At 47.9% G+C, this 25,498-nt stretch carries 24 protein-coding genes; 9 read left to right on the top strand and 15 right to left on the bottom strand.

Going from position 1 to position 25,498, the window contains the following annotated elements:
• The first annotated feature begins 59 nt into the window (after nt 1–59).
• Nucleotides 60–2,381: a Tex family protein gene (locus KHO06_RS00810; RefSeq protein WP_212581946.1), complete on the top strand. Its 2,322-nt coding sequence runs from the start codon at nt 60–62 to the stop codon at nt 2,379–2,381.
• 122 nt (nt 2,382–2,503) lie between these two features.
• Here KHO06_RS00810 and KHO06_RS00805 read toward each other — a convergent pair whose 3' ends face one another.
• On the bottom strand, nt 2,504–2,968 hold the full coding sequence (locus tag KHO06_RS00805; protein ID WP_212581945.1) for an ATP-dependent Lon protease: 465 nt from the start codon (nt 2,966–2,968) through the stop codon (nt 2,504–2,506).
• Nucleotides 2,969–3,103: 135 nt separating this feature from the next.
• Nucleotides 3,104–3,868, bottom strand: coding sequence for a pimeloyl-ACP methyl ester esterase BioH (gene bioH, locus KHO06_RS00800; protein WP_212581944.1), 765 nt, complete (start codon nt 3,866–3,868; stop codon nt 3,104–3,106).
• Between the two features lie 84 nt (nt 3,869–3,952).
• Between bioH and KHO06_RS00795 the strand changes: the two genes are divergently transcribed.
• From KHO06_RS00795 to cysQ, 4 genes are all read left to right on the top strand, one after another.
• Complete coding sequence (locus KHO06_RS00795) at nt 3,953–4,678, top strand: ComF family protein (RefSeq protein WP_212581943.1); 726 nt, start codon at nt 3,953–3,955, stop codon at nt 4,676–4,678.
• Between the two features lie 97 nt (nt 4,679–4,775).
• Nucleotides 4,776–5,360 carry a Fe-S biogenesis protein NfuA gene (gene nfuA / locus KHO06_RS00790; protein ID WP_005430072.1) on the top strand — a complete coding sequence of 195 codons (585 nt, stop codon included), beginning with the start codon at nt 4,776–4,778 and terminating at the stop codon, nt 5,358–5,360.
• A gap of 175 nt (nt 5,361–5,535) precedes the next feature.
• On the top strand, nt 5,536–6,102 hold the full coding sequence (gene nudE / locus KHO06_RS00785; RefSeq protein WP_005430103.1) for an ADP compounds hydrolase NudE: 567 nt from the start codon (nt 5,536–5,538) through the stop codon (nt 6,100–6,102).
• A gap of 47 nt (nt 6,103–6,149) precedes the next feature.
• The gene (gene cysQ, locus KHO06_RS00780; RefSeq protein WP_005430183.1) at nt 6,150–6,977 is read left to right on the top strand and encodes a 3'(2'),5'-bisphosphate nucleotidase CysQ; all 828 of its coding nucleotides are present in this window, start codon (nt 6,150–6,152) and stop codon (nt 6,975–6,977) included.
• A gap of 290 nt (nt 6,978–7,267) precedes the next feature.
• Here cysQ and KHO06_RS00775 read toward each other — a convergent pair whose 3' ends face one another.
• The 12 genes from KHO06_RS00775 to gspC are packed head-to-tail and all read right to left on the bottom strand — an operon-like array spanning nt 7,268 to nt 18,662.
• Nucleotides 7,268–8,029 (bottom strand): type II secretion system protein N, encoded by a 762-nt coding sequence (locus KHO06_RS00775; protein WP_212581942.1) that lies wholly within the window; start codon nt 8,027–8,029, stop codon nt 7,268–7,270.
• Nucleotide 8,030: 1 nt separating this feature from the next.
• The gene (locus KHO06_RS00770; RefSeq protein ID WP_005430160.1) at nt 8,031–8,522 is read right to left on the bottom strand and encodes a type II secretion system protein M; all 492 of its coding nucleotides are present in this window, start codon (nt 8,520–8,522) and stop codon (nt 8,031–8,033) included.
• A 7-nt stretch (nt 8,523–8,529) separates the two neighbouring features.
• Complete coding sequence (gene gspL, locus KHO06_RS00765) at nt 8,530–9,732, bottom strand: type II secretion system protein GspL (RefSeq protein WP_212581941.1); 1,203 nt, start codon at nt 9,730–9,732, stop codon at nt 8,530–8,532.
• Nucleotides 9,701–10,711: a type II secretion system minor pseudopilin GspK gene (gspK, locus tag KHO06_RS00760; RefSeq protein ID WP_010650507.1), complete on the bottom strand. Its 1,011-nt coding sequence runs from the start codon at nt 10,709–10,711 to the stop codon at nt 9,701–9,703. Before gspK ends, gspL begins: the two co-directional genes overlap by 32 nt.
• A complete protein-coding gene (gene gspJ, locus KHO06_RS00755) occupies nt 10,704–11,420 on the bottom strand; it encodes a type II secretion system minor pseudopilin GspJ (RefSeq protein WP_086371192.1) in 717 nt (238 codons plus the stop codon). The genes gspK and gspJ overlap by 8 nt, the downstream gene beginning before the upstream one ends.
• 22 nt (nt 11,421–11,442) lie before the next feature.
• Entirely contained in the window at nt 11,443–11,838 is a 396-nt protein-coding gene (gene gspI / locus KHO06_RS00750; RefSeq protein ID WP_005430093.1) for a type II secretion system minor pseudopilin GspI, read from the bottom strand.
• Nucleotides 11,819–12,424 (bottom strand): GspH/FimT family pseudopilin, encoded by a 606-nt coding sequence (locus KHO06_RS00745; RefSeq protein ID WP_005430102.1) that lies wholly within the window; start codon nt 12,422–12,424, stop codon nt 11,819–11,821. The genes gspI and KHO06_RS00745 overlap by 20 nt, the downstream gene beginning before the upstream one ends.
• A 31-nt stretch (nt 12,425–12,455) precedes the next feature.
• A complete protein-coding gene (gene gspG / locus KHO06_RS00740) occupies nt 12,456–12,899 on the bottom strand; it encodes a type II secretion system major pseudopilin GspG (RefSeq protein ID WP_005430189.1) in 444 nt (147 codons plus the stop codon).
• 60 nt (nt 12,900–12,959) lie between these two features.
• Nucleotides 12,960–14,180, bottom strand: coding sequence for a type II secretion system inner membrane protein GspF (gene gspF, locus KHO06_RS00735; RefSeq protein WP_005430086.1), 1,221 nt, complete (start codon nt 14,178–14,180; stop codon nt 12,960–12,962).
• A complete protein-coding gene (gene gspE / locus KHO06_RS00730) occupies nt 14,180–15,682 on the bottom strand; it encodes a type II secretion system ATPase GspE (RefSeq protein WP_038890212.1) in 1,503 nt (500 codons plus the stop codon). Before gspE ends, gspF begins: the two co-directional genes overlap by 1 nt.
• Complete coding sequence (gene gspD, locus KHO06_RS00725; RefSeq protein ID WP_038890211.1) at nt 15,675–17,702, bottom strand: type II secretion system secretin GspD; 2,028 nt, start codon at nt 17,700–17,702, stop codon at nt 15,675–15,677. The genes gspE and gspD overlap by 8 nt, the downstream gene beginning before the upstream one ends.
• A gap of 36 nt (nt 17,703–17,738) precedes the next feature.
• Complete coding sequence (gene gspC, locus KHO06_RS00720) at nt 17,739–18,662, bottom strand: type II secretion system protein GspC (protein WP_005430158.1); 924 nt, start codon at nt 18,660–18,662, stop codon at nt 17,739–17,741.
• A gap of 256 nt (nt 18,663–18,918) precedes the next feature.
• On the opposite strand from gspC, the gene hslR reads away from it, so the two are divergent.
• From hslR to KHO06_RS00700, 4 genes are all read left to right on the top strand, one after another.
• Nucleotides 18,919–19,305, top strand: coding sequence for a ribosome-associated heat shock protein Hsp15 (gene hslR, locus KHO06_RS00715; RefSeq protein WP_005430076.1), 387 nt, complete (start codon nt 18,919–18,921; stop codon nt 19,303–19,305).
• Nucleotides 19,306–19,336: 31 nt separating this feature from the next.
• Complete coding sequence (hslO, locus tag KHO06_RS00710) at nt 19,337–20,212, top strand: Hsp33 family molecular chaperone HslO (RefSeq protein WP_212581940.1); 876 nt, start codon at nt 19,337–19,339, stop codon at nt 20,210–20,212.
• A gap of 338 nt (nt 20,213–20,550) precedes the next feature.
• Complete coding sequence (gene pckA, locus KHO06_RS00705; RefSeq protein ID WP_045368262.1) at nt 20,551–22,179, top strand: phosphoenolpyruvate carboxykinase (ATP); 1,629 nt, start codon at nt 20,551–20,553, stop codon at nt 22,177–22,179.
• Between the two features lie 160 nt (nt 22,180–22,339).
• On the top strand, nt 22,340–24,535 hold the full coding sequence (locus tag KHO06_RS00700) for an AsmA family protein (protein ID WP_212581939.1): 2,196 nt from the start codon (nt 22,340–22,342) through the stop codon (nt 24,533–24,535).
• Here KHO06_RS00700 and KHO06_RS00695 read toward each other — a convergent pair.
• Nucleotides 24,521–25,438: a bifunctional GNAT family N-acetyltransferase/hotdog fold thioesterase gene (locus tag KHO06_RS00695; protein WP_038890206.1), complete on the bottom strand. Its 918-nt coding sequence runs from the start codon at nt 25,436–25,438 to the stop codon at nt 24,521–24,523. The genes KHO06_RS00700 and KHO06_RS00695 overlap by 15 nt on opposite strands.
• Nucleotides 25,439–25,498 lie beyond the last annotated feature (60 nt).

Genomic DNA, 25,498 nt, shown 5'->3' with positions numbered 1-25,498 from the left:
AATGACCCCAATGTTCTATACACAACCAATACCCAAACAGAATTAAAGAGAATACACGGATGAGCCAAGCTATCTGTCGCATGATTGCTCAAGAGCTGAATGTTCGCCCTGAGCAAGTCAATGCCGCTGTAACCCTTATCGATGACGGTAACACAGTCCCATTTATTGCTCGTTACCGTAAAGAGGTGACGGGCGGCCTTGATGATACCCAACTGCGTACTCTAGACAGCCGTCTGTCTTACCTTCGTGAACTGGACGATCGCCGTCAAACCATCCTGAAATCGATCCAAGAACAAGGCAAACTCACGCCAGAACTCGAACAAGAGATCACTCAGGCAGACAGCAAGACTCGCCTTGAAGACTTGTACCTACCATACAAACCAAAGCGTCGCACCAAAGGCCAGATCGCGATTGAGGCCGGTCTTGAGCCACTTGCAGACCAGCTTTGGAATCACCCACAAACTGAGCCAGAAAGCGAAGCAAGCAAATACCTTGATGCAGACAAAGGTGTGGCAGACACCAAAGCCGCACTGGATGGCGCGCGTGCGATCATCATGGAACGCATCGCTGAAGACGCGAACCTGCTAGAGAAAATTCGTGGCCACCTAAACCGCAATGCGGAAATGGGCGCTCGCGTCGTTGAAGGCAAAGAGCAAGAAGGTGAGAAGTTTAAAGATTACTTCAACCACAACGAACCACTAAGCAAAGTACCATCACACCGTGCGTTGGCGATGCTGCGTGGTCGCAATGAAGGCTTCCTGACATTGGCAATGAATGCCGATCCAGAGCAAGAAGAAGGCGTACGTCAGTCTTACTGCGAAACTATCATTGCAGACCACTACGGCGTGACACTCAGCAGCGCACCGGCGGATGCATGGCGCAAGCAAGTGATCAGCTGGTCATGGCGTATCAAAGTATCGATGCACATGGAAACCGAGCTAATGGGCGCAATGAAAGAGCGCGCAGAAATCGAAGCGATTGAAGTATTCGCCACCAACCTAAAAGACTTGTTGATGGCTGCGCCTGCGGGCCCTCGTGCAACACTTGGTCTCGATCCGGGTCTGCGCACAGGCTCGAAGATCGCTATTGTCGATCCGACTGGTAAAGTGCTTGCAACCGAAACCATCTACCCTCACCCACCACAAAAGCAATACGACAAGTCAGCGCAAATCGTTGATCAGTTGGTGCGCAAGTACAACGTCGATTTGATTGCGATCGGTAACGGCACGGCTTCACGTGAAACCGACAGCTTTGTCGCAGACGTCATCAAACGTGGCAACCTGAAAGTTCAGAAAATCATCGTGAGTGAAGCGGGCGCTTCGGTTTACTCAGCATCTGAGCTTGCAGCGAAAGAGTTCCCCAATATGGACGTATCTCTACGTGGTGCGGTGTCGATTGCTCGTCGTCTACAAGACCCACTGGCTGAACTAGTGAAAATCGATCCTAAGTCGATCGGTGTGGGCCAATACCAGCACGATGTTAGCCAATCAATGCTGGCAAAACGCCTAGATGCGATTGTGGAAGACTGTGTAAACGCGGTCGGTGTGGACGTGAACACTGCTTCTGCGGCGCTACTGACGCGCGTAGCGGGCTTGTCGAGCACCATCGCACAGAACATTGTCGACTTCCGTGATGAAAACGGTCGTTTCGAAGCACGTACAACCTTGAAGAAAGTACCTCGTTTAGGTCCTAAGGCGTTCGAGCAGTGTGCAGGTTTCCTACGCATTATGGATGGTAAGAACCCACTTGATGCGTCTGCGGTTCACCCAGAAGCGTACCCCGTGGTAAAAGCGATTTCTGAGAAGAACAACAAAGACATCAAAGCACTGATTGGTGATTCAAGCTTCCTAAAAGGTCTGCATGCGGTCGATTACACCGACGATAACTTTGGTGTTCCAACCATTACAGACATCATCAAAGAGCTAGATAAGCCGGGTCGTGACCCGCGTCCAGAATTCAAAACAGCAACGTTCGCAGAAGGCGTAAACTCGGTTTCTGACTTGGAGCCGGGCATGATTCTAGAAGGCGTGGTATCGAACGTAGCCAACTTCGGTGCTTTCGTTGATATCGGCGTTCACCAAGATGGTCTCGTGCACATATCCGCACTGACAGACCACTTTGTGTCTGATCCACGTGAAGTGGTGAAAGCGGGCGACATCGTAAAAGTGAAAGTGATGGAAGTGGACGTGCAGCGTAAGCGTATTGGTTTATCGATGCGTTTGAACGACGAGCCGGGTCAAGACAACCGTAGCCAACGCTCATCAGCAGCGCCGCGTCGTAATGACCAACCGCAGCGTCGTCACCCTCGCCGTGATGACTCATCATCTAACAGCGCAATGGGCGGTGCTTTTGCAGCAGCGTTTGCTAAAGCGAAAAAGTAATCTCGCCTAGGCTTCACCACCAATAACGAGGCTTCACCGCTAACGAGCTTTGATAGCTAAAAAAAACGCTCCAATCAGTTGTTCTGCTTGGAGCGTTTTTATTTGAGTAGGATATTGAGTCGTCATAATACTGCTATCACTTCTGACGGTGTATGGGGCGCGACCGAGTGACCATAATGAAACTTAATCACCTTCCTGCGCTTTTCCATCAATCCCTCTTTGACCGCAGCATCCAAAATGCGCTTAGGTAATCGAAAGCGTATCGCGTAACCCTTACCCTGATCTTCGCTGTAACTCTTGAGCGCAAGCAAACCGAACAGACGTTCTAGCGTGTCTTCCGGTTCTTCGTGATAACGGGTATCCACCTCGGGTCCCACTTCGTAGCCTGGATGCTCCGATGGGTCCCACGAGGATTGGCGTCGCCGCTTCTCATCACTTTTTACTTTGCGCTCCGCATTGGTTTTCGCCAGTGCGACTGTTGGCGTCACAGGTTCTCGGACTTTATTGTCACGAGCAGCTTGTTCCGTCTGCACATTAACGGATGGGGCGATCAGTGGCACGCTTACGTTAGCCGGTGACACAATCATTGCGAACCCTCCTCAGAGTCGCCCAACTCGTCAATACAGCAAACTCCTCCCGCAAGAAGAGTTCGCTAAAACTTATATCGACCAATTTTTAAGCAGCTTTAGGGTTTTATTCGCTTAGAGTTGTAGACTCGCTAATTAAGCGGCAAATTCTCGCACTTGGAGACAAAACGCTTCATGTTCGGTCATGAACGGCGCATGAGAAGATTGGTTGAAAACGAACTGCTGAGTGCTTGGCAACTGCTCACTTAAGTCACTTGCCACTTTGATTGGCACTAAACCATCAAGTCGACCATAAAGACGCAGCATCGGCATAGAGAGAGAAGTCAGCGCATCGCGCAAGTCCACATCGGCAAGAATATTCAAGCCAACCAACAATGAATCAGGATTCGGCTGCGGACGCGATAATACTGCTTGTTTGAGTTGCTTAACGTCTTTGCGCGCAGATGGACTGCCCATCGCTTGCAGCGCCATAAAGCGCTCAATAGTGACAGAGAAGTCTTCCAGCAATTGATCGGTGAATGCGGTTAACACGTTAGGTTGAATGCCACGCCAAGGACGCTCAGCGGCGAATTTTGGTGAACTTGCTACCGTGATTAACTTGCTTACACGCTGCGGAGCATTAAGTGCAATGTGGGTTGCCACCAAGCCACCTAATGACCAGCCAAGCCAGACAGCTTTTTCTGGTGCGTCTTGCAGAACAAGGTCAGCGATTTTTGCTAAGTCTTCAGCGTGAGATTCTGCGCTGTGTCCGTACCCCGGAAGATCGACCACATGCACTCGGAAATAAGGTTGAAGAGACTCGGCGGTCTGCTGCCATACCGCACCATTCATACCCCAACCATGAAGCAACACCAAATCTGGTCCTTGACCAAATGACTGCCAGTGTAAATTCGTGCTCATGCTCTCGTTCTCTCCCACTTATCTTATTCCTTACCATGCAATCCAAGCTTTAGTCTAATGACTCGCACACCTCGGATGGATTGTATGTTATCTCATCAATGGCAAAACATCATGCATCGCGTACTCAGTAGCCAATGCGGATTATGCCGATTTCCCATGCCTCACCGCCAAACGCCCAACCTAATGCGTTGGTGTGACAGCTGTTTTGACCACCTCACACCAATTGAGCGCTGCGTACGTTGTGGTTTAAAAATGACAGAAGAGGAATCACAAGCCGCCACAGAGTGTGGAGAATGCCTGAAAGAGCCACCACCATGGCGGCGTTTGTATACCTTGGGGGATTATGACTTCCCGCTCTCTCAACAAGTACAGCGTTTTAAAGATCACGGCGAAGTCTGGCATGTGGGCGCGCTCACTCAATTATTAGCAGAGCGAGTTGAGCAGCCTGCCCCAGTGATGACAAGTGTGCCAGTTCACTGGCAGCGCTTCTTAAAACGAGGTTTCAACCAGAGCCACATCTTGGCCAAACACCTCGCCCATCATTTAGATGTGCGCTATGAAAACAAGGTATTTAAACGCGTCAAAAGCGTCCAATCACAACGAGGAAACAAAAAAGCCAGTCGCGAGCAAAATTTGCAAGGGGCATTTGCCCTACAAGGTGAGGTGGACTTTTCCCACGTCGCGATTGTGGATGATGTGGTTACAACAGGTAGTACGGTCCGACAATTATGTCATTTACTACTTGAAGTTGGCGTAGAAAGCATCGATATTTACTGCATCTGCAGAACTCCTGCGCCCGGTTCGCTCTAGATCGCTTCGCCATGTCTTAGCATCAAAAAGACTAGACCGAGGCGGTAACAGGAGTAGAATAGCAGCAATAGCCTACAAATTTACTCAGGTATTCGTCGTGTCAAATATTACTATTACAGAAACTGCGCAAACGCATTTCGCCAACCTTTTAGGCCAACAACCTGAAGGTACTAACATCCGAGTTTTCGTTGTTAACCCAGGAACCCAAAACGCAGAGTGTGGCGTATCTTACTGCCCACCAGAAGCGGTTGAAGGCACTGACACAGAAATCCCTTACAGCGGTTTCTCGGCATTCATTGACGAGCTAAGCCTACCGTTTCTAGAAGACGCTGAAATCGACTTTGTGACAGACAAAATGGGCTCTCAGCTAACGCTAAAAGCGCCAAACGCAAAAATGCGTAAAGTGTCTGACGATGCACCGCTTGTAGAGCGTGTTGAGTACGTGATCCAAACTCAAGTGAACCCGCAACTTGCAGGTCACGGTGGTCACGTAAACCTAGTTGAAATCACGGACGATGGCATCGCAATCGTTGCATTTGGCGGTGGTTGTAACGGCTGTTCAATGGTCGATGTGACACTAAAAGAAGGTATTGAAAAAGAGCTTCTTAATCAATTCGTTGGTGAACTGACAGCAGTTCGCGATGCAACTGAGCACGATCGTGGTGATCACTCTTACTACTAAGTCGTTCATGGCTTGCTAGTAATGCATATCGACGAGAAATGGGAGGCGTTTGCCTCCCATTTTTGTTTTCAATTGAGTTAAGCTGAATCATCACGCTAGAAACTCGAGCTTTCTTCTCATATATTAAGAAATCTCATTTCCCTCGATGAGTTAACGACACTAAGGAGCCAGCGTTATGTCGAAAAGGACCCCACCAGAGATTCTCTCTTGTCAGACGGTCGCACAATCTAAGCTGTTTGCTGTGGAAGCCCTCGACCTTCGCTTCTCTAATGGCGAACTGCGTACTTATGAACGCATGAAACCAAGTGGTCGCGATGCCGTGATGGTTGTGCCTGTCACTGAGCAAGGTGACTTACTGTTAGTACGCGAGTACGCGGCAGGCACAGAACGCTACGAACTGGGCTTTCCGAAAGGTCTTATCGACCCAGGAGAGACACCATTACAAGCGGCCGATCGAGAGTTAAAAGAAGAAATTGGTTTCGGCTCTCATGAGCTAACGCCATTAAAACAGGTGATCCTTGCACCTTCTTACTTCTCCAGCAAAATGACGCTGTTCTTAGGACAGAGCCTATACCCTGAGAAACAAGAAGGTGACGAGCCAGAACCATTAGAAATCGTTCGCTGGCCATTAGCGCAAGCGGAAGAACTATTAACGCACTTAGATTTTTGTGAAGCACGAAGCATCACAGCGTTGATGTTGGCACTGAAACACTTACAAAACACCACTCACAAACAAAACTAATCGCAGCCGAAGAGCTGGACCATAATTGTGAGAAAGGACCATTACTTATGCCAATGACAAAAGATTTATCTCACCTGCTCCCGCAAGTCATCGAAATTGCTCGCAGCGCGGGACAATTGATTCTCGATATTTACGAGAAAAAGCAGTACGAAGCTTACACCAAAAGTGACGAGACCCCAGTCACCAGTGCTGATATCGCAGCGCACAAGCTGATTACCGAGCGTTTAAGCGAGCTTACGCCAGATATCCCCGTGCTTTCTGAAGAAGCCGCGGACATCAGCTTAGAGCAACGTGCGCAATGGGAACGCTACTGGCTGGTTGACCCACTTGATGGTACACAAGAGTTCATCGCGCGCAGCGGTGACTTCGCGACCATTATCGCCCTTATCGACAACAACAAGCCAACCATGGGTGTGGTTTACGGTCCGGTTTCTGGCGTGACTTATTATGCTTACAACGGCAAGGGCGCGTGGAAGATTCCAGACATGTCTGAGAGCGTGAAAATCCACACTCACAAACATGAACAACCTGGGCAAAACATCGCTATCGCAATCAGTCGTCGCCAAGACATCAACCGCATCACGAGCCGCATGAGCAGCGCTTGGAACTATGATTTAATTCCACTCGGCTCTGCCGCACTCAAAGCGTGCCTTGTTGCTGAAGGTGCAGTGGACTGTTATTTACGTCTAGGTCCAACTGGCGAGTGGGATACCGCTGCTACGCAGTGCATTGTTGAGGAAGCGGGCGGACGAATTCTCAGTACGCAACTTGAACCGCTGTCTTACAATGAGCGCGAGACGTTGGAGAACCCGAACTTCATCGTACTGGGCGATGCGGATTTGCCATGGGATGAGATTCTACAGCGCAAAGATTAACCCCAACCCAATCAGCCCCATTGCTAGATTTTAAAAGGCCACGAATCGAGTTCGTGGCCTTTCTTTTTTCTTCTTGTACAGCGATAGAAGCATTTGGCCTACTATGATCTAAATGCTTACTTAGCTGTACACACTTAAGTTATTCAATTAAAAATCAACAGTTTACTCCAAACCCCATAATCAGCTGGATTTCTTGTACAGCGAATAGAGGGTTTGGCCTACCATGATCCAAAAGCAAAAAGAGCTGCACACTGGCAGCTCTTTGATAATGTTCTGAATGACAGATTTGGCTAGAAACGCCCTTTGTAATCAAACTCGTATTGCCCTTGAGCGTTTGGATTACCTAACCATTTCAGCTGGTCACTCATGCCTGATGGGAACTCTGCTCCTGGCTTAAACCACGCTTTGGTAGAGTAACGTTGATTTGGCATTAGCTCAGCAGAAAACGCCGCCGATACTTGCTTGCTCTTTTGCTCACCCGATGCCGAAAGCACACTGTCTTTACAGTTTAAATCAGCAATGACAGGGCCTAGTTCAAGACTGCCAAGTGGGCTTTGAATACCACTTGCGCTCCAAACTAGCGTGCCTTCAGCCGTCTTACACCAAGGTTCCGCATACGTCGCATGACGGATGTTCAACTCAAGCTGCCCATCCACACCAACAGGTACAGGAAGGCGAGCTTGCTCCACCACTTTGGCCGCTGGAATCGACGCAACTAAGTTTTCTGCGTATGGACCGCTGGTAAGACTGTAGCCAACCAAGCCACGTCCACGCACGTCCATATCGCTCCCACGACCAAAACGTACCGCGAATTCTGCTTTACCAGTAAATAGGCCAGAAAGTTGGAAGTCCCAGTTCACTTCACCTAAGTTTTGACGCTGCCAACGCACATTGGATGCACTACCTTGCCAAACCGTGCCTTGCGCACCTTGAATATCCAAACCTCTTACCGTCGGCACTTGTTGCAATACCCAAGAGATTGGCAAGCCAGCGATCAAACTGGTCGAGAAAAAGGCAATAAAAATCACCACATAAAGAACGGCTTTCTTCACCTTAACCTCGCTTAAATTGCAGGCGGTTTACGTCAATCATACCGGCTTGGTCGGTACGGTCGATGTCTAGGAATTCCACCTCAATCCCTTGTTGTTCTTTTAGATAACGCAACCAATCCACCATCTGGTTAAACGCCAATGGTTTGATCCACACTTGGACACTGTCATTACGCGGCTGTACGCGAATGAGCTCAACTTTGTAACGACGAGCCGATGAGGAGACTACTTGGTTCAATGGTTGATTAGAGAAGCTGACACCACCGCTTTTACGTAGTGCGGTAATATCATCGGCTTTGTTTTGCACCCACGTTAATAGCTGCTTTTCACTTTGAATTCGAGACTGCGCTAGCTCTGCACGTTGATTCATTGGCTGCAAGATGCCCCAATAAATGATACCTAACACAGCAATTGCGCCACAGCCCATCACCAAACGTTGTTCACGCTGTGAGATGCTACTCCACCAAGTTTGAGCTTGTGCGATTAAGTTTTTCATCATCACCTCACTGACGCTTCAACACGAAGCTGCCCATCACAACATTGCCGTTGCGGTTCAGCTGACCTTGTTCAACGTTAAACTTCTCTGCCAATTTCACACGAGCTTGCTCGAATGGCTGGAAGTCAGAGCTGCTCGCTTGAATACGAACTTCGCCACGTTGACCATCATATTTGAAGCTAGTGATCTGAAGATCATTAACCTGACCTAATGTCGAAGGCAGTGCAGCAATCCAAGACAGCATCGCCACATCACTCGAACCACCAGACAGACGACGCTCTTCATCGGTCATCTGACGCTTCAAGTAACTAACGGTAGGAATGCGTTTTTTATTCGGGAAAACTTGGCGGAAGATGCGCTCACTCTCTTCACGATACGCTTGGGCCTGTGCTTCGTACTTATGCACCATCAACAACTGCTGACCAACCAACACGACAAGTAATACACCCGCAGCAATCGCGGCCTTTTGCCAAACCTTAACGTACTTACCCCAAGAGGATTTTGGCTTGAAAGAACCAGTCAGTAGGTTGACCTTACTTTCTGTCGCTCCTTTCGCCAAAAGAGCCATCGCCATTTCTTCTGGCTTGGCGACCCAGATATCTGACACTGCAGACTCAGGCACAGAACTGTAGCAACCGAGCTTCCAGCCTTCATGACTTTGTAAGTAAGAGGATAAGTACAGGTCAAGCCAAGACGCATCGACAACCGCACCTTGAGTTTGAGAATGACGAATCAGCCATTGCTCACCCAATTGGACGGCAGAACTGCTTTCTTCGTCAACAGGCATCGCAAGAACATCAGGCAGCATGCGCTTAATAACAAGGCCTTGGCTGGAGAAACGTTGCAAAATGGTTTGAATCCAAGCACGCTCGACAGCACACACTTGTGCTGCTTCCGCTTGCTTGTCTAATACTGTGAAATGCAGGTTGTCCACGTCTTGCGCGACTTCATCTTCCACCAAATAAGGCAGCATGCTGTCAAACTGACGCGCAGCACCTGGTGGAATATCCACTTTTGTTAACACAACATCATTACTCGCCAGTAGCGCCACAATTTGTCGCTGATCGGCGTAAGCAGCCAGTTCGTCCAGATGTTCCCATCCGGCAAGCTCACCACTGGCAATCACTTCATGCTGTTGTGTCGACCATACCAACCATGGAATGGTACTTTGTTGTTCGCTACTCAGCCGAACGGTCAGAAACTCGCTCACTGATTCCTCCAAAACGACGGCGAACGACAGTCACCGTTTCTCTATCTGTACTTTGTAAAAGGCTACGGAGGCGTACTCGGGATTCATCCACCAGTACTTGAACATCCAGCTCAAAGAAAGCGCTGTCGACTCCTAAGTAACCTTTGGCATTTTTCTTTACGTCATCGCTTAAGCCAGCTAATTCTGACTCAGACAAAAATTCATCTACGCTGTCCCAACCATCAAAAGGACGCTTTTCTATCAACTGCACCGCATCGCTGCTGCTAAGGCCCGGCGTAAACATCGCAACTAAGATAGGAGCTTGTTCAACGTCAATTGTGTTTACGTTCAAACGCCAATCATCGCTAGGAAGCGCACAAACCATTGGGGCTATCTTCTGGTAGATATCGCCACTCACTTGGTAAACCGCACGTAACTCACTCGCATCGGCCATCCAACCATTTGGTGGTAAGTATTGCGGTTTCATTGCTTCATAAGTGCTGTCTTCAACACCAGCCGTCGAACGTACCGTGCTGTCACTATCGACATATTCCCAAGTCGAGTCTGCAATCACTTCAGCTTGATAAGGTTCAACGTCTTTCTCTTCCATCAATCGTTGGAAGACTTGTACTAAGTATGGACGATTTGTTGAATCCCCGGAGGGTTGTACACTCGCTAACACGTTCAAATTGAAGCAGGCTTGTTTATCGATGATGCGACCAGCGGCTTGACCATAATCCAACGGGTAGACCTGCTCTTTTATCGCCCAAGGCTGACTTAAGTTGATGTTATCGTCGTCTTCATAGCTCTGTTCGATACCAATCTCAGCCAACGCTTCTACCCCCAAGCTATACCAGTAAGCTTGTTGGTAATTAATTTGATTCGAACCACGCTGAAACTGCAGAAACAATCGCTCTGACATGCTTGCGGCTATCGTGGTCATGATGGCAAGTAACATCAGCACGATAAGGAGCGCGACCCCACGTTGACGACTAGCCATTACTGCCTCCAGATGAATCGCTCCCATCAGATGAACTGTTACCACCAGATGAGTTGCTGTCTCCAGATGAATTGCCACCACCAGAGTTATCTTGACTACTTGATACTAGTTTTCCATTTGGTGTCAGGTAAGTACGAGAGATCTCTCCGTAGTCTTTCAGCTTCAATATCACAGACACAGCTTTGGGTAACTCACTGCCGTTTTCCCACGTTTTCTTCCATGATTTTCCATCAAAGAAGCGCATATCGAATTCTTCGACATTGGTAAGCAATGGCGTCACAATGCCTTCTTGCCCTGTTGGCGTATCTGGGTAGCGCCACCACACACGTTGCAGCACTTCATCTTTAATGCGGTAGCCCACTTTCGTGACTTCACCACGTGGAAATTGCTGTTGTGGGTTGTGCCAACCCAAACGCGCAAACAGCACACCTTTCGCATCCGAATCCAGCAGGTATTCGGACCAAAACAGCAACTGCTTTGATGGCTCTTCACCATTGGTGCGCACCTGGCGCATAGCCATCTGACGGAAGTCATTATCCATCATCACCATCGCACGCTGCAGTTCATTCAAGCGTTGGGTGCGTTCTTGCGACAGAACATTACTGCGCTGCACTTGCGATACGACTTGGTAAGCGGCCACGCTCATGCTGGCAAAAATCGCAATCGAAACCAGTACCTCAATCAAGGTAAAACCTCGATTTGATTTCATTGTTGGCGCCTTATATCGCTTATTACTCAGCAACATAACTTCTCACCGTGACAACAGGGCTCGCTTCTTTCTCAGTTGCGACGCTGACATCAAATGCTTTCAGCAATGGCTGCGCGGTGGCAACAGGAGTGACCTTCCAATACCAAGTACGCCCCGCCAACTCTTCAGTGCCTTTTTTAGCTTTGAGTTTTTCCGTCGAGAGCATCACATTGGCCATTTGGTTATCCACAACCATGGCTGCAAACATTTTTTCTTCTAAATAACTGACGGTATTGATGTGCTGGCTCACTGAGCGAATCACACTGATCGCAGCAGTAGCAAAAATCGCCAGTGCGACTAGCACCTCAAGTAGCGTCATACCTCGAGCATTGCGGTGCGATGAACCAATACGGCTTGGCTTAGAATATTGAATTGTCATCGTCTTCCGCTTCTTCCCCAGGTGCTAACAATTTAATTTCACCTGTTTCTTTACCAATGATTCGCCAGCCATCATTGAATGCATCCCCTTCTTCAGGAAAGAAAGATAAGGTGAATGGCGTAATCTCAGCACTTGAGAAAATGAACACTTGAGGTGGTTTCACTTTCTTCTTTTTCTTGTCCTCTTCCTCGGCAAACATGTCTTCATCAAACAGCGAGCCGGGCTCGAACAATCGGTCATCGTCACCCCAAGCGCCACCGCCTAATTCCAATTGCACTGAGATATCCCCTTCAAGCTTTGTTTCGCTTGGGATTTGCTTTAACTCAAGTGGTTGCCAACCGTCTTGGGTCAGGCTCAACAAAGTGTAGGTGGATTTAACGTCATCAACACGCAAGCCAAAGTCTTTACCACTTAGTACCGCTTCTTCATTAAGCAGTTGTAAGCGCTGGAAAAAGCTTTGCGCATATTGTTTGGAAAGGTCTTTTTGACTGGTAGGCAAGGTAGCGATCACCGCAACGGCGGTAAGAGATAACAAAACCAGCACCAATAGAATTTCTATCAATGTAAAACCGAGATGTTTTTGCATTTTCTTCATTAGTGCTGGTTTAAGCTAGAGCTTATTGGAAATCTTGCATGTTCCAGTTGCCGATATCCGACGCAGGACCTTCACCGCCCTCTTGGCCATCCGCGCCTAGAGTAAAGATATCAATCGTGCCATTGTCACCAGGGCTCAGGTATTGGTATTCGTTGCCCCATGGATCAGATGGTAGACGCTTGATGTAACCACCATCGCGGTAGTTGCGTGGCTCTGGGTTAGAAGGCTTGTTCACCAACGCATCTAGACCTTGGTCCGTTGTTGGGTAAACGCTGTTATCCAGCTTGTACATGTCCAACGCATTCTCCAACGCCACGATGTCAGTAATCGCTTTTTGTTGGTCTGCTTTTTCTTTGTTGCCTAGTAGGTTAGGAACAACCACACTTGCCAAAATACCTAGGATAACGACAACAACCATCACTTCTAGAAGTGTAAAGCCTTGTTGTTTACTGCGTTTAAATTTCATTATTTTCTCCGAAAGTTAGATTCAAGCCATGTCATTAGTAGACACGACTTAACTCGAATTTTATCCGCTCATCAAGTTATTCATTTCCAACATTGGCATCAATGTCGCCATTACGATGAAAAGAACGAGACCAGCCATCAATGCTATCAGCACTGGTGTGAAGATCCCTAAAGCGATATTCACTGTAGATTCAAAGTTTTGGTCTTGGTTGTCCGCCGCACGTGTCAACATGCTTTCAAGCTCACCACTCTGCTCACCACTGGAAATCATGTGCAGCATCATTGGTGGGAATAAGCGAGTTTGGTCGAGCGCTTTACGCAGACTTGCCCCTTCACGTACGTTGTCTGCCGCCACTAACACTTGTTGTTTCACATAACGGTTCGACATAACGTCAACTGCCACACGCATGCCTTCAAGAATAGGAATCGCACTTGAAGTACAAATCGATAAGGTGCGAGCAAATCGCGATGTGTTCAGACCGCGAGAAATCTTGCCAATTAGCGGTAAGCTAAGAATTTTTTGGTCCCAAGCCAAGCGAAAATTTGGTTTCTGTAGTGCCAGTTTTAAACCGTAAAAGAACACCACAAAGACAACAAAAATGATTAAGCCCCATTCTTGGACAAACTCACTCGCAGACAATAGCATTTGCGTAGACTGTGGTAGCTCTTGCCCCATTTGAATGATTGGCTCAATGATTTTCGGCACCACTGAAGAAAGCAGCAATGACACAATGCCCACCGCAAACACCACCAGCACCACTGGGTAAATCATGGCTTGAAGCAGTTTAGAGCGCATCTTCTGACGGTTTTCTACATAATCCGCCAAACGCTCAAGTACCGCATCTAAGTGACCGGATTTTTCACCAGCCGCCACCATAGAACGAAATAGCTCGTCAAACACATGTGGATAATCACCCAAACTGTCTGCAAGCGGATAACCCTCAGTGACTTTCGAGCGCACGGCCGCAATCATTGAGCGAATACGTGGCTTTTCAGCCTGCTCTGAGACGGCTTTCAAACACTCTTCCAATGGCATGCCAGATTGCACAAGCGTTGATAGCTGACGCGTAATTAGGGCAAGCTCTGCGGTTTTGATACCACGTTTGAATCCAACTGATGCACCTGAAGACTTCGCAGCTTTGGCTTTGGCTTCCATCACCTCAACAGGGATCATGCCCTGTTCTTTTAGGCGTTGGCGCACCTGACGAGCATTATCCCCTTCAATGGTGCCTTTCTTTTGTTTGCCTTTCGCGTCTAGCGCTTTGTATTCAAATGCTGCCATTACGCTTCCTTGGTCACTCGCATCACCTCTTCAAGAGAAGTGATACCACGACTGACTTTGCTTAGGCCATCACTACGAATGCTTGGCGTGTGCGCTCGTACGGCTTTTTCAATTTCTTGTTCACCCGCTTCACTGTGGATCAGTTCTTGAACTTTCTCATCCACCATTAGAAGTTCGTGAATACCAGTACGACCGCGGTAACCTTTTTGGTTACACACTTCACAGCCTTTTGCACGATGTAGAACCAGCGATTCGTGCTCTTCCAGACCGAACAGTTTCTTCTGTTCTTTATCCGCTTCGTATGGCTCTTTACAGTCAGAACAAAGGGTGCGAACTAGGCGCTGTGCTAGCACGCCCAATAGCGAAGAAGAGATCAGGAAGGGTTCAATACCCATGTCACGCAGACGAGTAATCGCACCCACAGCCGTGTTGGTGTGTAGTGTCGACATAACCAAGTGACCAGTCAAAGAGGCTTGCACCGCAATCTGTGCAGTCTCTAAGTCACGGATCTCACCGACCATCACTACATCCGGGTCTTGACGAAGAATCGCACGCAGACCACGCGCAAAGGTCATATCAACCTTAGGGTTTACCTGTGTTTGGCCAATGCCATCGATATCGAATTCGATAGGATCTTCAACAGTCAGAATGTTGCGTTCATTGCTGTTGATCTCTTGCAAACCCGCGTACAAGGTCGTCGACTTACCCGAACCTGTCGGACCGGTTACCAAGATAATGCCGTGAGGGCGACCAATCAAATGACGGAAGTTGTCATGCACTGAAGGGGTCATACCCAAACTATGCAGATCAAGACGAGTCGCGTTCTTATCCAGTAGACGCATTACCACACGCTCACCATGCGATGAAGGCATGGTCGATACACGCACGTCCACCGCACGACCACCGATACGCAGTGAAATACGACCATCTTGAGGTACGCGTTTTTCCGCAATATCCAGCTTCGCCATAACCTTCACACGAGAAACCAGCAAAGGGGCTAGCTTGCGGCTCGGGGTTAAGACTTCACGCAATACACCATCGACACGGAAACGAATCGAAAGGGTTTTCTCGAACGTCTCAATATGGATATCCGACGCCCCTTCTTTGATCGCTTCACCCAACATGGCGTTAATCAATTTGATGATTGGCGCATCATCTTCCGATTCCAACAAATCTTCGTCGTGAGGCAGTTCTTCTGCTAATGAGAAGAAGTCATCACTGTCTGCGCCAATGTCTTCCATCAACTGACGGGCTTCAGAAGAATCACGTTGATAAGCTTCAGTGAGCTTTTTATCGAACGCTTCTTTGTCCATCACTTGAGGAATAAAGTTTTGTTTCAGTACTCGGCGTACTTCAACCAGAGCCGCAGGGTTAAGCGGCTCTACGTAATACAGAATTGGAGGGCGCTCAGGGTGCTCCGTCTCCAAAACCAGTTTAAAGCGATTGGCAAAACTGAATGGCAGACGGCGCATACTTGGCGCGGTGTCTAACATATCAACCATTATTCTTTACCATCTGATCAATGAACGCTTGGATTTCAGTAGGATGCTTACGCTCCTGACCAAATTCTGGCATCACTGGAATATTTGAATCATCCATCAACTTCAAGCCTTCTTGCGCTTTGTATAACTGCTCTGCACGAATGAAGTTGTATTTACGCTGAGTGATGCCATCCGCCGTCATACCATCGCGGATGATAGTTGGCTTAATGAATACCATTAGGTTACGTTTCTCAGTTTGCGTACTGGTTGATTTGAACAATTGACCAATCACTGGGATATCACCCAATAGTGGCACTTTTGACTCACTTTCTAGCGCACGTTCATCGACGAGACCACCAAGCACAAGCATTTGGCCGTCTTGGATCATCACAGAGGTATTTAGCTGGCGCTTAGCAAAACGTACGTCAACCGCACCATTTGCACCCAACACGTTAGACACTTCTTGCTCAATGTTTAGCTGAACTGAGTCACCTTCGTTGATTTGAGGAACCACTTTCAGTTTGATACCGACTTCTTTACGATCGACCGTTTGGAATGGGTTATCGTTGTTTGAGCCTGCTGTCGAACCTGTAATTACCGGCACTTCTTCACCTACGATGAATGATGCTTCACCGTTATCCATTACTGTAATGCTTGGAGAAGACAGAATGTTTGAGTTTGAATCCGATGACACAGCAGTAATCAATGCCGTCCAATCACCCATCATGATGCTCATTGCCGCACCATTAACACCACCAAGTGCTGCCGCTAGAGTAGAGTAGTCACCAGATTCCGTGACATCATAAGGCGTTCGTTCACCGTCGCTGTTGGTGTAGTACTCTGTACGAGTCTGGTCTTTCGCTTCTTCAAGACCAACCATGACATTACCGATTTGTGCGCCAGTATTGCCGTATTGGATCACTGCGCCGGTTTCTAGGTTACCCCATTGAACACCTAGGTTGATGCCGTCACCTTCTGACATTTCCACGATGAGCGCTTCAATCAGAACCTGTGCACGACGAATATCAAGCTGAGCGATCACATCTTGCAGTGCCATCATAATATCTGGCGGCGCAGTCAAAACTAGCGAGTTGGTTGCTTCGTGAGCGGCGATCACCACTTCACCACGCTGTGCACTTGATGCGCCTTTTTGACCAGCTTGCTTCTCAGCCTGTAGGTTGTCAGATACGCCTTTTAGTACATCAACCAGGTCTTCCGCTTTCGCGTACTTTAGGTAAACCACGCGGTTATTGCCTTTGGTCGCCATTTCAACGTCAAGTTGACGAATCAAACGCTTCAGACGTGCACGAACTTTAGGGTCACCAGAAATCAGGATGGAGTTAGTACGCTCATCCGCTACGATTTTTGGTTCTAGGAATTCAGGTGTGCTCTTTTGGTTGGTCGTTTTGTTCAGGGCATCAACGATACGCACCATCTCAGAAGCAGACGCATTGCGCAGCTCTACGACTTCAATTTCTTTGTCACCCGCTTGGTCAACGCGCTTGATGATTTCCGCTAGGCGGTTTACTACCGCAGCGCGACCCGTGATCAAGATGATGTTAGCTGGATCGTAGTGCACCACGTTACCGGCACCTGCGTTATCAATCAGTTGACGCAGTAGCGGAGAAAGTTCACGAACCGACACATTACGCACCGCAACCACACGGGTAATCACGCTGTCGCCTTGCGCGCTGTCATCACCCAAAACCGGGATTGCTGACGTTTTTGAATCTTTCGCTTTGATGACTTTCAACACACCATTGTCCATTTCGACAACGGCATAACCGTACACTTCCAGAACGTTCAAGAAGAAGCTGTAGTACTGCTTTTCGTTAAGAACGTCGTAACTACGTACGTCAATCTTACCGCGTACAGACGGGTCAACGATGATGGTCTTCTCTAGATTGCGACCAACAATATTGATGAATTCTTGAATATCAGTGCCTTTGAAGCTGGCACTAAACTCGTTCGCCATCGCACCCGGAGCGCAGAGTAGTGTCCCTGCAAGTAACCAAGTACTTTTGCTAAACCAATGTTTCACGTATGTCTCCCTGAACTTACGCAGCTTGCCTAAGTATTACAATTGGATATAGATGTCGTACTGCTGGCCATCGCGCTCAACAGTCAAATTCAGTTCTTGCGGATCGTTCATCACTTGCATCAGTTCTACTGAAGATGAAGGATCACTTAAATCGATCCCATTTAATTGCACCGCAATATCACCAGGTTTTAGACCGACATCATTAAACAACGCCGCATCACGACCTGGTGAGACGCGATAACCGACGATTCCTCCATCCTTTTTGACTGGAGAAATGTTGATGTACTTGAATACGCTTTGCGGATCTTTGGAAATCTCCGCACGAATTTGGTCGACCTTCTCACTCACCGCTGATGATTTATCCGCTTTCGCCGCTTGCGGGCGGGCTGCTGGACGTGTTTCAGACAGTTTGCTGTACTCGATACCTTCGAGCATTAGGGTTTCATCACGGCCTTGGTTGTCGATGATCACACGATCGACCAATACCGCTTTTAATTCTGCACGTGTGCCATCAATTTCTTCGCCGATACCATAAGTGGCTTGCTTGCCTCGATTGGCGATCACCGCTAGGCTCGTTTTTGCGTTGCTGCTCGCAACTGCACCAACAAGTGTTAGGTTTAAGCGAGTTTTAGGCGCATCTTGCACAACAGGTTGTTCTACTACGACCGGCTTTTGCTCAGTGTACTTTCCGAACAAGTTCGCATTTTGAAGGGCATTGAAATCAATCGCGTCCTTTTTATTCGTAGACGCAACAGCACCTGCTGATGGCTTCCATTGAGTCACATCAGAAGTTTGAGGCATTGCTAACCACACCACTTTACCCAATATCCAGCCTGTCATTGCTATAAATAGACAAGTTAAGAACAAACTGAGTTTCGCTTGTATGGTGTGATTGTTGGACTTAATCTGAGCCAGTAGCGGGCTGCTTGCTAATCCTGCACTTAGCTCTAAACGCTTCACTGAATTGATTCCTTTATTCTGACGTCGGTCGACCTTAAGTATAAGTAAAGATTGTCGACTCTATCTTGCTAAATTTGCAATAAAATTACTACTCAACAAAGAGCAGTGAACTATATCACAAGTTCTTTTTCATACCTTTTTCTTATGCAGTTTTTGCCAACTCCCTTGAAAAAAAAACAGCCTTGGCTCCATCTGTAGGTGAATAATCCACCAGTCACTGCCTTATTATCGCAGTGATTAGATAGTGTAGAGTCGTATGAGTTCCGCAAATGAAGCCGTAAGGCTAGATAAATGGCTATGGGCTGCCAGATTTTATAAAACCCGCTCCATCGCACGCAATATGGTCGATGGCGGTAAAGTCCACTATAATGGGCAACGAAGCAAACCAAGCAAAATCGTTGAGTTGGGCGCTGAGATTCGTCTTCGCCAAGGTAATGAAGAGAAGACGGTGATTATCGAGAAAATCTCTGATCGTCGCATGGGCGCACCAATCGCTCAAACGCTCTATCGTGAAACTGACGAAAGCGTCAGCCAACGCGAAGAGTTCGCGAAACAGCGTAAACTCAACGCCCACAACCCAAGTCCGGAACGCCGCCCAGATAAGAAGCAGCGCCGTGACATCATTAAGTTCAAACACCAATAAAAGCCGGAATTACCGACGAGGAAAGCACTCCATGGCAAATAATGTTTTAAACCGCTACCTATTCGAAGATCTTTCAGTACGTGGCGAGTTGGTTCAATTGGATGAAGCATACCAACGTATTATCTCCAGCAAGGAATATCCGGCAGCACTGCAAAAACTGTTGGGTGAGCTACTCGTTTCAACCACTCTTTTAACGGCAACTTTGAAGTTCGAAGGCTCAATCACTATCCAACTACAAGGTGATGGTCCTGTATCACTGGCTGTAATCAATGGCGATCACGATCAGAAGATCCGTGGCGTTGCACGTTGGGAAGGCGACATTGCGGATGACGCAAGCCTGCACGACATGATGGGTAAAGGCTACCTAGTGATCACTATCGAGCCGAAGAAAGGCGAACGTTACCAAGGTGTCGTTGGCCTAGAAGGTGAAACACTGGCTGACGTTATCGAAGGCTACTTCGCAAACTCAGAGCAGTTGAAGACGCGTCTGTGGATCCGTACTGGTGAACACGAAGGTAAAGCTCACGCAGCAGGCATGATGATTCAGGTAATGCCAGACGGCACAGGTACACCAGAAGACTTCGAGCACCTAGAGCAATTAACAGCAACCGTTAAGAACGAAGAACTGTTCACTCTACCGGCAAACGAACTGCTTTACCGCTTGTACAACCAAGATTCTGTTCGTCTATACGAACCTCAACCAGTGGAGTTCCACTGTGGCTGTTCTCGTGAACGTAGTGGTGCAGCGATCATTACCGTTGAGCGTGCTGAAATTAATGACATTTTAGCGGAAGAAGGATCAGTTTCTTTACATTGTGATTACTGTGGCACGTCATATTCGTTTGACGAAGCGGAGATCACTGAGCTGTATGCACAAGCCGCTCAAGAGAAGAAAACACTGCATTAATTTTCATAGCTTAACAAGCTTGTAATTTACCCTTCAAAAGGCCAGCATCATGCTGGCCTTTTTGTGATCAAACCCTCTAATTACCTAGCCTCAGACGTAATAAAGCAACCGCTTAATTTTAAATAATTAATAATTCTTTTCCCCTAGCGCAAAGGTTTGCGCCCACGATAAACTATTCGCACCAATATGTGACGGGTTACCTAAAACCTTACTTAAATCATGGGTATTTTTTTGAGCTATATCCCTGTTTTATCCCCACCCCGTTGCTAGCATGGTGAGCAGATAAAAATTAAAACATTCTTACAAAATCCCTACAAAAATCCTTATAAGGAGCACCTATGACCGTTATGGAACATACAAAGGCTGCAACAATTGATCTGACCAAACACGGACTGCATAACGTTAAAGAGGTTGTTCGCAACCCAAGCTACGAAATGCTGTTTGAGGAAGAGACCCGTGCTGACCTAACAGGTTATGAACGTGGTGTGGTTACAGAACTCGGCGCGGTTGCCGTAGACACTGGTATCTTTACTGGTCGCTCACCAAAAGATAAGTACATTGTTAAAGATGCAACGACAGAAGAGCACATGTGGTGGACTTCTGACGCAGTGAAAAACGACAACAAACCAATCAACAAAGAAGTATGGGACGACCTAAAAGAGCTAGTGACCAACCAGCTTTCAGGTAAGCGTCTATTTGTGATTGACGGTTATTGTGGTGCAAACCCAGACACTCGTTTGAGCATTCGAGTGATCACCGAAGTAGCGTGGCAGGCGCACTTCGTGAAAAACATGTTCATCCGCCCAACAGAAGAAGAGTTGGCGACGTTTGAACCTGACTTCGTGGTAATGAACGGCGCGAAGTGCACGAACGACAAGTGGGAAGAACAGGGACTGAACTCTGAAAACTTTACTGTGTTCAACCTAACAGAGCGCATGCAACTGATCGGCGGTACTTGGTACGGCGGCGAAATGAAGAAAGGCATGTTCGCTATGATGAACTACTTCCTTCCGCTGAAAGACATCGCATCGATGCACTGTAGTGCAAACATGGGCGAAGAAGGCGACGTAGCGATTTTCTTCGGCCTGTCTGGCACAGGTAAAACTACCCTATCTACCGATCCTAAACGTGCACTGATTGGTGATGACGAGCACGGCTGGGACGACGACGGCGTATTCAACTTCGAAGGCGGCTGTTACGCGAAGACCATCAAGCTATCGAAAGAAGCCGAGCCTGATATCTACAACGCAATCCGCCGCGATGCTCTATTAGAAAACGTGACGGTTCGTAGCGATGGTTCTATCGACTTTGATGATGGCTCTAAGACAGAGAATACCCGCGTGTCTTACCCACTGCATCACATCGACAACATCGTGAAGCCAGTATCAAAAGGCGGTCACGCAAACAAAGTGATCTTCCTATCGGCAGATGCGTTCGGCGTGTTACCTCCGGTTTCAAAACTAACGCCTGAGCAAACTAAGTACCACTTCTTGTCTGGCTTTACCGCTAAGCTAGCGGGTACAGAGCGTGGCATCACTGAGCCGACACCAACCTTCTCGGCGTGTTTTGGTGCAGCGTTCCTAACCCTACACCCAACTAAGTACGCTGAAGTGCTAGTGAAACGTATGGAAGCAGCAGGTGCAGAAGCTTACCTAGTCAACACCGGCTGGAACGGTAGCGGCAAACGTATCTCCATCCAAGATACACGCGGCATCATTGATGCAATCCTTGATGGCTCTATTGAAGATGCGACAACCAAACACATTCCAATCTTCAACCTAGAAGTACCAACTTCACTTCCAGGCGTCGATCCAAGCATCCTTGACCCTCGTGATACCTACGTTGACCCACTACAATGGGAAAGCAAAGCGAAAGACTTGGCAGAGCGCTTCATCAACAACTTTGATAAGTACACTGACAACGCAGAAGGTAAATCACTAGTGGCAGCAGGTCCTCAGCTGGATTAAGCCACTCACTAGACCTTAGTGACCTAGCTACAAAAAGAATCTTCAAGCCCCTCTTTTGAGGGGCTTTTTATTGAATCCAGCCCAAGATTGATACAAGCTTAAGCCTATCTAAGTAATTCAATATTCACTTACTCCAATTTATGTACAGGTTTGGGCAGGGATGAAAACAGCAAGTCGAGTTCTACTTCTAATACTCATACTGGCGATCGCAGTTCCGGCCGTCTTTTTAGGCATGCTGACCACCTCGCATTCTCGCCAAACGTGGAATCTGTTTTCCGATTTAGTCGATTTGCCACTGCAAGCGGATAACGTTCAATACGAGTTTCCTTACCACCTCACACTCAATGGCGTGGCAACCAAACAACAAAATCTACCCTTCATTGAGCAAGTCGATCTCTGGCTGAACCCAGATGTTCGTCGCGATGGAAAATGGATTGTCGACAGCTTGCTGATTGATGGGTTGAGTCTACAGCAAGGTATGCCAACACTGCCGGCGCTGGGCAACGTTTACTTCCATCAAATCGCCTTGAAGAACCTCGATTACGCCGATGATGCATTCAGCATTACGGGATTAAATGTACAAATCCAAGAGCCAATATGGTCGAGCGACACTCAGCAAGTGCCATACGGTGAGATTCAGCTCTCTGCCGAACAATTGCATTGGAATGGCGAAGCCTTTGATAAATTACTCATCGACGTAGATTACAAAGTACAAGACAGTACACTTTACGGCGCCTCATTTAACTGGCGTGGCAGCGAAGTATCGGGTCAAGGCGAACAATACCCACAAGGTTGGTCAATCATCAACATGACCGTCGATAAACTGAAAATCGACAACCTACAACTACAATCTTTGCTTGCTAAGCCTTGGCAAGCCCTGCCGGTTCATATCAGCCATATCAACAGTCTCGATCTGTTGAATGCAGATATCGAATACGGAGATTGGCATTGGCAAAACCTAGAGCTATCGCTAGAAAACGCCTCTTTACCGTTGTCACTGTGGGGGACAACTGCGCAGCTTTCTCTGCAGGCAGACAGCGTCAGTTTTCAAGATCAAACTGCGATTGAACCTCGCTTAAATGCCACGCTCAAGCCGGGTTCGATTCAACTGAAAGAACTGAGTTTGGATTGGCAACAAGGTCGTGTGCAGGTATCTGGTGAGTTTGAGCCTGAGCATTGGAAAATCAACAACGCGACTATCAGTGGATTGAAATGGGCGATCCAACCAGATGACAAGGTGGACTGGTGGCAAAAAGCCACGGAGAGGCTCCAGCAAGTCAATGTGAAGCAATTAGAGATTGAACGCAGCCAAGTTATCCAGTTATCCAAACAGCCTTACTGGCAGCTTTCTGGCTTGAATTTGGAAGGTGACCAGCTCGAAGTAAAGCACAACAACGGTCATTGGGGCATTTGGAGTGGCAAGCTTGATGCCAGCGTGGTAAACGCAAGTTACGACCAAGTCATCACATCACATGCTGCGATTACAACACAAAGTGACGATGGACTCTGGCAGTTAACGCGTTTGTTCGCCCCTCTGGAGCAAGGCTATATTGAAGGCTTAGGCCAAATCGACTTCAGTACCACCAGCCAACCTTGGACGCTTAACCTCAATGCGGATGGAATCCCTCTGCTGTTGCTTCATCCCTACTTACCAACAGCACTCGCGGTCAATGGTTTCTCCGATTTAAGCCTCGATTTAAAAGGCTTGGCGGGTGATCAAAATATGCTTGCTTACAGCTTGTCGGGAGAAGTGGAAGCCAACCTGCGCGATACCACCCTGAAGTCACAAGCGGATGATTCACTCAAGGCGATCACCTTCAGCCCATTACGTTTACGTGCTCAGCGTGGTGAAGTAAAACTTCAACCAGTGACCATTTCAGGCAAGGCTATTTCGGGTAACTTGTCTGGTGAATTTGATATGGCAAACAACCCGCTTTCTGGCGTGATTTATCAACTCAAAGACACGTGTGGCGTGATTAAAGGTGATGTGCTGAGTGGCGAAATCGAAACAAATGAGTGCCAACATAAGCCAAAACAGACTGAGCAAGCGGAGCCAGAACAAAGCACTCCCGAACCAAGCAAGGTCACGCACATTGCGGCAATCAACTTAAAACAGCATGAAGAAGAGGTAAGTGAGGAAGTGATGGAGGAGGAAGAGCCAACCGCAACATCACATTCCGAAGAGCAACTTATCTCTGCTCCAGAGATCTCAGCGAACGACTCGATTAACGAAGAAGCATCTCCAGAAGAACGTAATACTCCAGAGACGAACCATTCAGCGATGGAGCAAGGCGCATCAGCTAACCAAGATGCGCCACAAGAAACACCAGACTCAGCCAGCCTAACAGCTAAGTAACTGAGAGTAATTTGGCAACAGCATGTACGTGCCGACAAAATCAACCGCTGGTACGTCTCCACTGTAAATCACCACATGGATAACAATACGCGCTTTACGCCCCGATGCGAGCCTGTCCAAATCACCACTAATGCCATCGAGCGAGGTACTCGCTACTGGGTTCTGCTCGACCGGATGACGATAACGAATTGAACTGTCTGCTAATACGATGTCACCGTGCAAGCCACGCTCTTTCATCAACAGCCACGTCATGCCCCACCCAGTCAGTGTCGCCAGAGTAAAAGCAGAGCCTGCAAACATGGTATTATGTGGATTCAAGTTTGGGTTAAGCTGCGCGCTACACTCAAACTGGTAACCTGTGTATTGGTTGATTTTGATCCCCATTTTATCCGCGATCGGGATCTGCGCTTCCCAACGCTGTTGCAACTCGGTACACCAATCCGGGCGACGTAGCACATCCGCCATTGGGTCAAGCTGTTTAACCATTTGTTGGTGACGTACAGGACCACGTTCATCGGTAAGCTCACCGCGACGCTCAAAACCATTCTTCTCATAGAAGGCAATCGCGTCTTCACGGGCATTACACACCAGACGCTTCGCCCCTTCTTGCCGAGCTAACGACTCAAGCGCCACCAGCACTAATGAGCCCATGCCTTTGCTGCGACGGTTGTTCTTCACCGCCATATAGCGGATCTGACCATCGTTATCTGGGGTAATGTACAACCGACCAATCGCCATCGGACGACCACGGCTGTCGGTAATCATGCGGTGATGGCTCATGCCATCGTACTCATCACGCTCGGAACCTACAGGCATACGCCAAGGTTCGCGTAGCAACTGCCAACGAAATTGATAGTACTTGTTGAGCTGATTTTCTGTTTTTGGAGTTATGAGTTTGAACATATCAATCCTTTGAAAGTACAAATCAAATGAAAGCCTTAGGAGAAAATACCCAAGCAAATT

This window comes from Vibrio sp. B1FIG11, from assembly GCF_905175335.1.
GTDB classification, from domain to species: domain Bacteria; phylum Pseudomonadota; class Gammaproteobacteria; order Enterobacterales; family Vibrionaceae; genus Vibrio; species Vibrio campbellii.
Note: the sequence above shows the minus strand (reverse complement) of the source record. Positions and strands in the feature narration are given on the sequence as shown.